Origin of the sequence: Peterkaempfera griseoplana, from assembly GCF_001418575.1 — a bacterium.
Lineage (GTDB): Bacteria > Actinomycetota > Actinomycetes > Streptomycetales > Streptomycetaceae > Peterkaempfera > Peterkaempfera griseoplana.
In genome coordinates, this window is record NZ_LIQR01000080.1 from 1 (window position 1) to 11,794 (window position 11,794).

Annotated in this window: 14 protein-coding genes; 7 read left to right on the forward strand and 7 right to left on the reverse strand. The window is 72.9% G+C overall.

Features of this window, described 5'->3' with window-relative positions; genetic code table 11:
* The 4 genes from AOK09_RS06325 to AOK09_RS06340 form a co-directional block, all read right to left on the reverse strand.
* Positions 1 to 641, reverse strand: a 641-nt coding sequence (locus AOK09_RS06325; RefSeq protein WP_055586120.1) for a hypothetical protein, incomplete at its 3' end; no start/stop codon positions are given.
* A gap of 179 nt (positions 642 to 820) precedes the next feature.
* Complete coding sequence (locus AOK09_RS06330) at positions 821 to 1,468, reverse strand: LysE family translocator (RefSeq protein ID WP_055586121.1); 648 nt, start codon at positions 1,466 to 1,468, stop codon at positions 821 to 823.
* Between the two features lie 122 nt (positions 1,469 to 1,590).
* Positions 1,591 to 2,148 (reverse strand): Clp protease N-terminal domain-containing protein, encoded by a 558-nt coding sequence (locus tag AOK09_RS06335; protein WP_055586122.1) that lies wholly within the window; start codon positions 2,146 to 2,148, stop codon positions 1,591 to 1,593.
* Between the two features lies 1 nt (position 2,149).
* Positions 2,150 to 2,395, reverse strand: a complete 246-nt coding sequence (locus AOK09_RS06340) for a hypothetical protein (protein ID WP_055586123.1) — start codon at positions 2,393 to 2,395, stop codon at positions 2,150 to 2,152.
* A 232-nt stretch (positions 2,396 to 2,627) separates the two neighbouring features.
* On the opposite strand from AOK09_RS06340, the gene AOK09_RS06345 reads away from it, so the two are divergent.
* Both AOK09_RS06345 and AOK09_RS06350 read left to right on the forward strand, forming a co-directional pair.
* Positions 2,628 to 3,536, forward strand: a complete 909-nt coding sequence (locus AOK09_RS06345) for an aminoglycoside phosphotransferase family protein (RefSeq protein ID WP_055586124.1) — start codon at positions 2,628 to 2,630, stop codon at positions 3,534 to 3,536.
* A 121-nt stretch (positions 3,537 to 3,657) separates the two neighbouring features.
* Positions 3,658 to 4,761, forward strand: a complete 1,104-nt coding sequence (locus AOK09_RS06350) for a DUF4037 domain-containing protein (protein WP_055586125.1) — start codon at positions 3,658 to 3,660, stop codon at positions 4,759 to 4,761.
* A gap of 39 nt (positions 4,762 to 4,800) precedes the next feature.
* On the opposite strand, the gene AOK09_RS06355 is transcribed toward AOK09_RS06350, so the two are convergent.
* Complete coding sequence (locus tag AOK09_RS06355; protein WP_055586126.1) at positions 4,801 to 5,745, reverse strand: LLM class flavin-dependent oxidoreductase; 945 nt, start codon at positions 5,743 to 5,745, stop codon at positions 4,801 to 4,803.
* An 86-nt stretch (positions 5,746 to 5,831) separates the two neighbouring features.
* Between AOK09_RS06355 and AOK09_RS06360 the strand changes: the two genes are divergently transcribed.
* Positions 5,832 to 6,644 carry a helix-turn-helix domain-containing protein gene (locus tag AOK09_RS06360; protein ID WP_079062803.1) on the forward strand — a complete coding sequence of 271 codons (813 nt, stop codon included), beginning with the start codon at positions 5,832 to 5,834 and terminating at the stop codon, positions 6,642 to 6,644.
* Here AOK09_RS06360 and AOK09_RS43080 read toward each other — a convergent pair whose 3' ends face one another.
* Entirely contained in the window at positions 6,645 to 6,776 is a 132-nt protein-coding gene (locus AOK09_RS43080; RefSeq protein WP_265736707.1) for a hypothetical protein, read from the reverse strand.
* Positions 6,777 to 7,214: 438 nt separating this feature from the next.
* On the opposite strand from AOK09_RS43080, the gene AOK09_RS06365 reads away from it, so the two are divergent.
* From AOK09_RS06365 to AOK09_RS06380, 4 genes are all read left to right on the forward strand, one after another.
* Complete coding sequence (locus AOK09_RS06365) at positions 7,215 to 7,694, forward strand: hypothetical protein (protein WP_055586127.1); 480 nt, start codon at positions 7,215 to 7,217, stop codon at positions 7,692 to 7,694.
* A gap of 217 nt (positions 7,695 to 7,911) precedes the next feature.
* Positions 7,912 to 8,346, forward strand: a complete 435-nt coding sequence (locus AOK09_RS06370; protein WP_055586128.1) for a hypothetical protein — start codon at positions 7,912 to 7,914, stop codon at positions 8,344 to 8,346.
* Positions 8,347 to 8,593: 247 nt separating this feature from the next.
* Positions 8,594 to 8,815: a hypothetical protein gene (locus AOK09_RS06375; protein WP_157875811.1), complete on the forward strand. Its 222-nt coding sequence runs from the start codon at positions 8,594 to 8,596 to the stop codon at positions 8,813 to 8,815.
* 1,050 nt (positions 8,816 to 9,865) lie between these two features.
* The gene (locus AOK09_RS06380) at positions 9,866 to 10,837 is read left to right on the forward strand and encodes an AraC-like ligand-binding domain-containing protein (RefSeq protein WP_055586130.1); all 972 of its coding nucleotides are present in this window, start codon (positions 9,866 to 9,868) and stop codon (positions 10,835 to 10,837) included.
* Positions 10,838 to 10,888: 51 nt separating this feature from the next.
* Here AOK09_RS06380 and AOK09_RS06385 read toward each other — a convergent pair.
* The coding region (locus tag AOK09_RS06385) for a MerR family transcriptional regulator (protein WP_063795858.1) at positions 10,889 to 11,794 on the reverse strand (906 nt) is incomplete at its 5' end.

Below are 11,794 nucleotides of genomic sequence, written 5' to 3' on the forward strand. Positions count from 1 at the left end.
CAGTTGCGACGCCGCCGCGCGGGGTCGCGGCGCCGGCCGAACCGGAAGGCGGTCATGGACCCCAGGGTGACGACCAGGCCCGTACCGGCGACGGCCTCGTCCGCCCTGGGGGCCGCACCGGTGAAGTGCCAGACCAGGGCCGCGACGAGGGTGAGGGCACCGGCGAAGAAGCCGAAGGCCGCACCCAGCAGGAAGCGTGTCCTGCGGTCCGGGGAGGTCCTGGTGACGACGACCGGCTCCGGCGTCTGCTGCAGGGTGATGTAGTCGTCTCTGCCCGCGCCGACGGCGCCCAGCCCTTCGGATGCGTCACCGCCCGGTGAACAGACGAAGGAGACCGTCCCGCCCGGTTCGACCACGGCGGTGAGGGGCCTGCTGGCGCACCAGTCGACCTTCAGCTGCAGCCGATGGGGTCCCGCGGGCAGGGCGAGGCGCAGCGTCCGCCCCCGGCGGATGGTGCCCACCGTGGCGTCGTCGACCAGCACCGTGTAGCGGCGCAGCGCATCCCGGTAACCGTCCTGAACCCGTGACAGCACCACGGTCCCCTGGCCGGCCGGGGCCGCGTCGTTCCCGGGTCCGGCCGGTGCGGCCCCGGCGGGCGCTCCGGGCTGACGAGTGGGGGCGCTCCGCTCCTCGTCGTTCACCGCACGCTCCTCCCGCCGGGTCCTCCGGGTGGGGCGAGCGTACCCCCGTACCCACACGGGAAGCCCTCCGCTGCGGAGGGCCGTGCGATGGGCACCTCGCGGCCCTTGTCGGTCTCGGCAGCCGGGCGGACGGGGCATCAGCCCGGCGGGACACCGGAGCGGGTCGGCCTCCCGTCGGCTCAGTGCTCGGAGAGCGCCAGGTCAAGGCCGAAGCCGATCAGCACCGTTCCCGTGACGGCGTCCAGGGAGCGCTGCACGGTGCGCCGCTTCAGCCGCAGGCGCCGCAGCAGCGCGCCCAGGCGCTCGGTGCCGAGGATCAGGAGGGCGAACCAGACCATGCCCTCGACGTCATGGACCAGGGCCAGCAGCAGTCCCATGGCGAGGTGCGGGGTGTGCGCGGGGATGAACTGCGGCAGCATCGCGGTGTAGAAGACACCGATCTTCGGGTTGAGCAGATTGGTGGTGAGGCCCCTCCGGTACGAGCCGGACAACCGCGCCGCGCGCGGCTCGGCGCGCACCTCAGGGACGGCCGGCTCCCGGCGCAGGGCGCGCAGCATCCCGATGCCCATCCACAGCAGATAGCCCGCACCGGCGATGCGCAGCGCGGTGTACGCCTCCTGGGAGACCGTCAGCAGCGCGGTGGCACCGCCGGCTGCGGCTGCCCCCCAGGTCAGAGCCCCGGTGCCGATGCCCAGGGCGGTGGCGAAGGCGTGCGCGCGCCCGCGGGTGGCGGCACTGCGCAGCACCAGGGCCGTGTCGAGGCCGGGGATGACGGTGAGCAGACCCGCGACGGCGGCGAACGAGGCGACAGCCGAAAGTATGACCATGGCGTCATGATGGCAGCGTCGTCCGCCGCCCCGGGACGGCCCCGCCGCTCCGCCCGCCCGGCCGGTGGGTTCGGCCGAGCGGGGCGGCGGGAATGCGGGGGCGGCGCCGGATGCGGCCCCGCTCAGGTCTGCGGCTCCGCGGAGGACTGCCGGGCCACCTGGTCCAGTACGTCCCGGCGCAGCGCCGCGGTGTCGACGCCGAGCGCTGCCAGTACCTGCAGGGCAATGCCCTCGCCCGCCGCCAGCAGACCGAGCAGCATGTGTTCGGTGTCGATGGGTTCGCTCCCCAGGTCGGCCGCCTCCCGTACGGTCAGCTCCAGCGCCTTCTTGGCCTCCGGCGTGTAGGCGGGCCGCGGGAAGTGGAAGGCCCCGGGGCCGAAGGTGTCGTCGGCCCGCCGCTGGATCTCGGCGACGTCGATGCCGATGGAGGCGAGGGCGTCCTTGGCGGCCAGCGCGCCGGTCGCGGTCACCCCGGCCTCCTGCAGCAGCCGGACGGACTGCTCCCGGGCCTGCGACAGCTCCACCCCGTGCCGGCGGAGCACTTCGCCTGCCGTGCCCGCGGTCTGGACCAGACCGATGAGCATGTGCTCGGTGCCGATGAAGTCATGGCCCAGTGAGATCGCCACATCCTGGGAGGCCACCACGGCGCGCTTGGCGAGCTCGGTGAATCGGTCGAACACGTCAGTCCTCCTTGCCCATCGCTTTGCGTCTGCTTGCGTGCTTCTCGTGCACGGACTGCCTGCTGACCCGCAGAGCCGCCGCGATGCTCTGCCATGTCCAGCCCTGTTCGCGGGCGTTGTCCACGTGCAGACGCTCCAGTTCCTCCAGGAGGCGCCGCAGCGCGACGACCGCCTGCAGTCCGACGGCGGGGTCCTTGTTGGTGACCTGCGCCGCCAGTCGGGCGGCCGGTGTCTGCTCATCACCCATGCCGTCAGGATCTCCTGACAGCGCGATCGTTGTCAAGGAAACCTGACACCTCGGAGTCGCCCGCGCCCGGGACCAGGCCGTGGTTCCGAGCCCGGGCTCGAAGGGCCCGGCACCGGGGCGCCTGCGGACACAGGCGGCGCCGGTCGGCGGGCCTCGGTCCACCGAGGGCCCCTCGCGGTACGCCGCCTGATAATCCTTTGCCCGGCCCGGCGGACCCCGGGATGATCGCCCCATGGCCCACACCCCGCCCGACGGCCGCGCCGGCATCGACGCCGCCCTCGTGCGGCGCCTGATCGCCGCTCAGTTCCCGCGGTGGGACGGCCTGCCGGTGACCCCCGTGGAGGTGGACGGCTGGGACAACAGGACATATCGCCTGGGCGACCGGATGACCGTCCGCCTCCCCACGGCCCCCGGCTATGTCGCCGCCGTCGACAAGGAAAACCACTGGCTGCCCAGGCTCGCGCCCTCACTGCCGGTCGCCGTTCCACCCGTCCTCGCCAAGGGCGTCCCCGGTGAGGGGTACCCCCACCCGTGGTCGGTGCGCGGCTGGCTCCCCGGCGAGACCGCCGACCGCGGGCGGATCGACGACATGCCGCGGTTCGCCGTCCAGGTGGCCGAGTTCCTCGTGGCCCTGCAGCGCTGCGACGCCACCGGCGGACCCGCGGCCGGGGCGCACAGCTGGTACCGGGGCGCCTCGCCCGCACACTACGACGACGAGACCCGCCGCTGCCTGGCCGCGCTCCGCGGCCGGGTCGACACCGGTCGGGCCGCCGCCGTCTGGGACGCGGCGCTCGCGACGGAACGGCGGGACGCCCCCGTGTGGTTCCACGGCGACATCGCCTCGGGCAACCTGCTGGTCCGGGACGGGGAGCTGACAGCCGTCATCGACTTCGGCACCTCGGGCGTGGGCGACCCGGCCTGCGACCTGGTGATCGCCTGGACGCTGTTCTCCGGCGACAGCCGGGAGTCCTTCCGGAAAGCGGTCTGCCAGGACGACGCCACCTGGGCGCGGGCCCGCGGGTGGGCGCTGTGGAAGTCCCTGCTGGTACTGAGCGAGTGCATCGACACCGACCCGCAGCGGGCCGCCACCAACCACCACGTGATCACCGAGGTCCTCGCCGACCACGACCGCCGGGCCTGACCCGCACCGCGACCCCGGACCGTCCGCGGCGGTCCGGGCGCCGTCGCCACGCCGCCGTTCCCACCCGGGCGCGGGCGGATAATCGCTGGTCCGGCAGGAGGGCGTCCTGCACAGTTGCCCCATGACGATCTCCGGAGCCGCGTTCCTGCCCGGTCTGGAACTGTCCAGGATCCTGTACGAGGAGGCCGTGCGGCCGATCCTCGAGGAGGCCCTCCCGGGCCTGCGCCATGCCGCCGCCCGGGTCGGCAGCGGCTCGGAGGTCCTGGGCTTCGACACACCGCGGTCCGCGGACCACGAGTGGGGCCCCCGGCTGGAGGTCTTCCTGACGGCCTCGGACCACGCCCGGCACGGCTCGGACCTCCACGGTCTCCTCGCGGAGCGACTGCCCAAGGAGATCCGGGGCTGGCCCACCCACTTCCGGGAGAGCGGCGACCCGCTGGACCCGGTCGGGCTGATGGAGCGGTCCGACGGTCCGGTCAACCACCGGGTGGCGATCCTCGACCTGGACCGATGGCTGGCCGGGCAGCTCGGGTTGCCCGCGGCCGACGCGACGCCGAGCAGCCGAGCCTGGCTGGCGATGCCCCAGCAACGGCTCGCCGAGGTCACCGGCGGTGCGGTGTACCACGACGGACTCGGCACCCTCACCGCCGTACGGCAGCGGCTCCAGTGGTACCCGGAGCAGGTCTGGCGGTACCTCCTGGCGTGCCAGTGGCAGCGCATCTCCCAGGAGGAGGCGTTCGTGGGGCGCTGCGCGGAGGTCGGTGACGACCTGGGCTCGGCCGTGGTGGCCGCCCGGCTGGTCCGGGACCTGATGCGCCTGTGCCTGCTGCTGGAGCGACGCTATGCGCCCTACGGCAAGTGGCTCGGCACGGCGTTCAGCCGGCTGCCGGCCGCGGAACGGCTCACCCCGGCCCTGCGCGGCGCGCTGACGGCGACCGGCCACCCCGAGCGGGAGGCGCACCTGTGCACCGCCTACGAGGCCGTCGCCGCGCTGCAGAACGCCTCCGGGCTGATCCCCCCGCTGGACCCCGGGCGCCGTCCCTACCACGCGCGCCCCTTCCTGGTCCTGCACGCCGAGCGCTTCGCCCAGGCCCTCGCGCGGACCGTGACCGACCCGGAACTGGCCGGGCTGCCGCTGGTGGGGGGCGTGGACCAGTGGGCGGACAGCACCGACCTGCTGGGGCAGCCCCGCGCCGTCCAGGCCGCGGTCCACGCCCTCCCCTGAACGCCCGCCGATCCCTCCCGCCGCAGGCGGCCCCGGCCCTCAGACGCCGCTGAGCCGCGGGAGCAGTGCGGCCACCCGTTCCAGTTGCTCGCGCTGCCCTCGCAGGTCGAGGGCGCCCAGGCGGACGACGAGATGGCGCGCCCCGGCGTCGACGTAGCGGGCGAGGCCGTCGGCGACCTGCTCCGGCGTACCGGTGACCACCGCCTGGATCTTCTCCAGTTCGGCCAACGGCATGCCGTAGTTGGCCTGCGCCCAGTCGCCGAGGGCGCGCCGGCCGGCCTCGACGCTGCGGTCGACGCGTACCGACACGAACAGCGCCGGGGTGACGGCCCCCTCGGGGCGTCCGGCCTCGGCCGCGGCCTTCCGTACCGACGTCAGACCGGTCGCGTAGTCGGCGGGTCGGGGCGGGTACGGCAGCCAGCCGTCGTAGATCCGCCCGGTGCGGGCCAGCGCCGCGGGCGTCGCCCCGCCCAGCCAGACGGGCGGGCCGCCCGGCCGGAAGGGCGTTGTGGCGGGCGGAAGCCGGTCGAAGTGCAGCAGCTCCCCGTGGAAGTCCGAGGCTCCGTCCCACAGGGCCCGCCACAGTCGCACGGTCTCGTCCAGGCGGGTGAAGCGCCGCTCCCAGGGCACCTCGGAGAGCGTGTACAAGGGTTGTCCGAAGCGTCCGGGGAAGCCCGCGCCGACCGCGACCACCAGCCGGCCGCCCGACAGCAGGTCGATCGAGGCCAGCGTCTGGGCCGCCTGCACGGGGCGCCGCAGGAAGGGCAGCAGTGCGGCGGTGCCGAGGGTCACCCGCTCGGTCGTCGGGGCCAGCGCGGCGAGCATCGTCAACGCCTCGATGCGCGGGCTGATCAGGGAGTCGTTCACAAAGAGCGAGGAGAAGCCGAGCTGTTCGGCCCGCACCGCGAAGGCGGGCAGCTCCCGGGGCTCGTCACCCGCTCCCCACTGCGCCCTGCCGGTCGGAAGAAGCACACCGATGTCCATGCCGGTGAGGCTGCCCGCCGGCAGGTACCGCCCACAATTCCCCGGAGGGAATGGCCACGCCCTCCCGGCACGGCTACAACAGGGTGGTGGACTTCCCGCATGCGCTCCGAGAACGCCGTACCGGACGCCGTCTCAGCCAGCTCGACCTCGCGCTGCGCGCCGGCACCACCCAGCGCCATGTGAGCTTCATGGAGTCGGGGCGTTCCGCGCCCGGCCGCAGCATGGTCGTACGCCTGGCCGAGTCCCTGCAGCTGCCGCTGCGGGAGCGCAACGAGCTGCTGCTGTCGGCCGGCTACGCACCGGTGTACCCGGAGACCTCCCTGGACGATCCCGCCCTGGCCCCGGTGCGCACCGCGATCGACCACATCCTCACCGGCCATCTCCCCTACCCCGCGCTGGTCGTGGACCGGAACGGCGGCATGGTCGCCCGCAACCGGGCGTTCGGCATCATCAGCGAGGGCGCAGCCGAGGAGCTGGCCCGCCCGGGCGCCAACGCCTACCGGCTCGCGCTCCACCCCCGCGGCATCGCCCCCCGGATCCTCAACTTCGCCCCCTGGGCCTGGCACATCCTGGAGCGCATCGGCCACCTCGCCGAGCTGCGCGCCGAGCTTCTGCCGTATGTCCCGGACCCGCAGCCCTCGGCCGGCCATCTGGGCTTCGCGGTACCGCTGCGGCTGCGCAGCTCCCTCGGGGAGCTGCACCTGATGACGACCGTGACCACCTTCGCCACCGCCGTGGACGTCACGCTCGCCGAGCTGAAGCTGGAGGCGTTCCTGCCGGTGGACGGGGCGACCGCGGAGGCACTGCGCGCGTACTGCGACGAGGCGCCGGAGAACCGGCGGACGGATGCGGGCGGCCGGCAGGGGACGGCCACCACCGGGGGGGCGCACCGGCCCTGATCAGTCCCGGGCGCCGGGCTCAGGCAGATCGGCGTAGGTCGTCACCCCGGGATGCGCCCTGGCCCATTCACGGATCCCGGGGCCGATGTCGCCGTAGATCTCGGCCTCCAGCATCTCCGCGCACTGCCCCACGCGGTGCAGCAGCTCGGCCGCACGTTCGTTGTGCGCGGTGGCCGCAGCCGGGTCGGTGTACTCCTCCAGGACCAGATAGCTGCCCGGCCCGGCGGGGAAGCACCGGTAGGTGAGGGTGCCGGGCTCGTCCTCCGCCTGCGCGCGGAGTGCGCGCGCACCAGGTGCTCGAACTCCGCGTTCCGGCGGTCACGGACGGCGAAACGCGCGCGTACGAAGAAGCTCATGGGCGCATTCAAACAGCCGCACCCACCTCCGGCGAGGCCCGGCTCGGCCGTCCCCCGCCAGGTCGACCGCCATGGTGACGGACACTCAACTCCATTTTCTGGCACAGCGGCCGTCCGTCTCCGGCGTCGCAGCGTGCCCCCGGGCCACCGGCGGCCGCTCCGCGGAGGCACCGAACACGGGTGCCGGTGCGCCGGTTGGGGAAAGCTGCCGCCCATGGACTGGATGCCCCTGCTCTCCACCCTCTCCGGTGCCGTCATCGGCATCGCCGCCACCCTGCTCGCCGATCGCAACAGGTGGCGGCGCGAGGAGGTGCGTCACGCGCTGGAAGTACGGCGCGAGGTGTACACCCTCTATGTCTCCGCGCTCAAGGCCGCGGGCGAGGAGATCCGGGCCGTGGCCCTGGGTGACCACATGTCCGGGTCGGCACGTGATGCGGCGGTACGGGAGGCCGTCCGCGGCACGGGTCTCTACACCGCGAGTGAACGTCTCTGGCTGGTGGGCCCGCCACAGGTCGTGGCGGCGGGGAACGAGGCGTTCCGCAGCCTGCGTCTGATCCGCGACTCCTACGCCCGGGGGATGGCTGTCGGTGCCGCCGAGGAGGCACCCCTGATAGCGCAGCGACGCAAGGCCATGGCCGCGCTGCGCCGCGTCATGCGCGAGGACCTCGGCATCGGGCCGCTGGGGATCGAGTGAGGGTCACGGCGTCACGGTGCGTCAGCGGTTGGAGGAACCGGTCGAGGCGGCACCGCCCTTGGCCTCGGGCTTTCATCACGCCTGACCAGAAGTCGGTCGGAGCCATCGGTGTCGGCCTCTGACGTGCCGCGGTATGCAGATCATCTTCACCAGTAGCGGCTGTTCGCCTGGCACTTGGCGGGTGACGTGCAGGGCTGCCTCTGGAACGCCGTGCGGCGTGGAAGCTTCGCTACTCACTGCTGAGGACTACGCGTCCGCCGATCGCGCCCAGCAGCTTCCGGCTGAGCTGTTCGGCGGAGCTCCGAGTCTCTACCGCAGGATCAAGTCCTGGGAGAACTTGGTGGTGGGCGTCGAGGAGGGCTTCGACACGACCTGGGTCTGGGAGTACCACAGTGACCTGGCCTGCTGTGACTGGCTCCACCACGCCATGCCGATCCTCACCGCGGCCATGCGAACGCCCTGCCAGAAGCGGCTCGAGGAGTTGGATGCCCGCTACCGGGCCGCGACGGGACCGACCAATGCGCCGAATGCGCAGGTGAGCCGGTGGTCCGAGCAGGGACGGTGGTGGCATGACCGCTGGCCACTCCTGATCGACCACGACGAGGAGAACCCGCCGCCGTCCTGGTCACCGGCGCCTTCACGTATCGCCTGAGTGCTCGCCTTGACGACCAGGGGCCGGGGCACCCGGAGCGGGGCCGTTCCTGATAACCCTTCCGGGGCGGTTCAGGGGTAAGTGGGGGGTGCACCCGGTACCCGGTCCTGCGGTGGCTGAGCAGGATGGTCACGTTGCCGAGACGACGCGAAGGACGGGAGAAGAACGAATGACGGGTGGAATCGTGCGCCGCTTGCTGCTCGCCCCGGTAGGCCTGCTGAACGTGCGCCAATCCGGTGTGATTCGCATGCTGTTGGGGTTCGTGATGTCCCTGGCCGCCGTCGTGCTCTGGTTCGACTTCCTGGTGCGGGGAGTCTGCTTCCCTCTGGCCCAGCCGGACACCAAGACGTCCTGGGGCGGCCCCACCATGGCCGGCGCCTGGGCCGTCCACTTCGCCTTGCTGTCCGGCTTGGTCCTAGCCCTGCACGCCGCCGCCCTCGCCCTCGGCCGCAAGGCCCCGCAGCACTGACCGCGAAGCTCTCGGGGCCCCGCCGCATCCGGAGTGGGTCGAACGCCTGGGTGGCATGCCGGGATCGGCGGTCGGACCTGCCCGGGCGAGGCAGGCTGCGGAGAGGCACCGCGCGCTCGCGGAGGAGTTCGCTGACGCGGAGGACTGAGAGACGGTGCGCGCCACGGGTACCTGCTCCCGGGCCTGGGACCTTGATCCGGTGGGTGCGGCGCGACCGCCGCCGCGCCGCACCCACCGGACGAAAGCAGCCCGCGCCGGGGCGGGACGGGTGGAACCTGACGGACCGCCACGGACACCGGGCGTGCACAGGGCGTCAGCGCGCGCGACCGGGCGCTCCTCGGCAAGTTCCCCGCCGGTGTCCTGATGGCGCCGCCGTGTCGGACGGTGCGGCTCAGGTGGCCGCAGCCGGCGTGGGCGCAGCGGCCGCGCCGGTTCCCCCCGTGGCCAGGCCGAGGTCGCCTGCCGTGACAGCAACGGCGGCCGGAGCAGCGATCTTCTTCCTCACCGAGTCCTTTCCTTCGAGGGGAGCCGCGCCGGTCCAGCGGCGCGTGTACTCGTATCAGCTCCCGTAGGGCGACTGCCCGAGCCCTTTCCGGACCCGGGCCTCGCTGTCCTGCTTGGTCAGCGGCTCCCCCCATACCGGCACCACGGGCTACGTGGGTGCCGGGCCGCTGCACCACGAGTCTCGTCGCGCGTCCACCTGGGCACCAGGACCCCAGGTGCTTGGATCTTGACTCACAGCGCAATGCCGAAGGCGTGCCGCAGCAGCGACCGGGGGCGTCGTCGCACCTGCTGAAGCCCTGCTCCCGCCCTCGCGTGGATGCGTCCGCAGAAACACGTACAGGTCCGGTCGCGTACGGACAACCAGATCCGAGCGGGGTCACATCAGGACACGTCCGGTGGGCTCGAAGCAGCGGCGCCCGGAGCCCGGCATCGCCCCGGATCGGAGGGCTGTGCCGGCCGGTCCGCGCGGGGAGTCTCAGCAGGTGACCTGCGCTCGACTCCTCAGCGGCCTTTCGCGATCATGATGCGCCGTGGAAAGGATCCGGGTTGATCCAGGATGTGTTCAACAGCGACAGTTTTCCGCCGGACAGCCGGTTCGAGCAGTGGTGTGAGGTGAGCGGACGGGGCCTCCTTCCGCTGAGCCTGTCCACTGCGCACCCGGAGGAGTTCCGGGGTGGCATACGGCAGCTCGCCCTGGGGCCGGTCCAGGTCACGGAGATGCACTACACCCCCATGTCCGGTCACCGGTTGCCGGTCCATGTCCGCCGCTCCGACCCTGACCTGTACCAGCTCTCCCTCGTCCTGCGCGGCACCGTCACCCTGGAACACCGGCGCCGCCAGGGAACCGCAGCCGCCGGGGACATGCAACTGTTCGGCACCTGGCACCCCTATGCGGCGCACGCCGCGGCCGCCCATGGCACGGTCAGCCACCTCGTCCTGCAGGTTCCCCGTACGGCAATGCCCCTCTCGGAGCGTCAGGCCGTCCGCTTCATCGGCTCCCGGCTGCCGGCCCACCAGGGCGTCGGCGCCCTGCTGGCCCGGCTGCTCACGGAGACGGTCGCCCGCGGCCCACAACTACGACCGTCGGAAGCCGTGCACCTGGGCGGTGCCGCACTGGAGCTGGCCGCCGCCTTCCTCGCGGACCTGGGCGAGGCAGTGGACGCCCTGTCACCGGAGACCAGGCAGAGCGTCCTGGTCACCCGCATCCGTGCCTTCATCGACCAGCACCTCGCAGACCCGGACCTGGGGCCTCCGGCGATCGCCGCCGCCCACCACATATCCGTGCGCTACCTCCACCTGCTCTTCCAACGGCAGGGCACCACGGTCTCCAGCCTGATCCAGCAGAGCAGGCTGGAGCGCTGCCGCCGTGACCTCGCCGACCCTGCCTCCAGCAGCTGTCCCATCTACGCGATCGCCAACCGATGGGGCTTCGCGCACCCGGAGCACTTCACCCGCCTGTTCCGCTCCGCGTACGGGATCTCACCACGTGACTACCGCCGAACCCAGCAAGCCGCTTAGCGCCCGCCAACTGCCGTTCCCAGCACGGCGGCGGCGGGCGGTCGGCCGGGTTCACTGCCGGTCCTCCGGGAGCCGGGCACGCAGCGCCCGAAGGGTCCAGTCGATCGCAGGCGCGGGATCGTCCGGTGGCGTCCAGCCGTTGACCACTGCCAGCAGTTCGAGATAGCGCTGCCGCCGGGGGTCGTTTGCACTCTCCAGCCGGGCGACCAACCGGCGGCGGAAGTCCGGGTCGTCGGGGCTGCCGACCGCGTCCGCACAGCGGGCCGTCAGCTCCGCTACGGTCGGCTCGGCCCGGGCGGAGACCGGCTCGATGCCCGCGGCCAGGGCGGGCGCGACCCGGTCGCGGACGACGGCGACGGGGTCGGGGCGGGGCGGCCCGGACGGCCCGCCCTCGGCGAGGCCGTACGTGTGCTGCTGGACCGTCCTCCCCAGAGCGGCTCGAAAGCCCGGGTCCTGGGAGAGTTCGGCCAGTTCCACCCAGGCCTGCAGCTGCTCGGTGCCGGGGTTGTCGGGCAGTTCGGGGGTCATCGAGCGTCTGATCCCGGCGAACACTGGGTCGGCGGCGGAACCGCCGAGGACGGCGTCGAGGAAGTCGCCGATCAGGGTGCGGCGTTCCTCACCTGAGAGCTTGGCCAGCTTGTGCATCAGATCCATCTCCTCGGAAGTCGCCCCGCGATCGGCCACCGCAGCCAGCACCGCCCGTCTCAGGCGCAGCGTGCGGATCTGCACCGCCAGGGCGTCGGCGTGTGCCGCCGCGACCTCGGGGAGCGAGAGTTCCCGGTCCACGACCTTCCGGATCGTGGCCAGGTCCAGGCCCAGGTCGCGCAGGGTCCGTACCAGTTCCAGACGGGCGGCGGCCTCGGCGCCGTAGAGGCGGTAGCCTGCCGGGCTGCGACGGATCGGCGTCACGATCCCGCGGTCGGAGTAGAACCGGATGGTCTTGACCGTCAGCCCGGT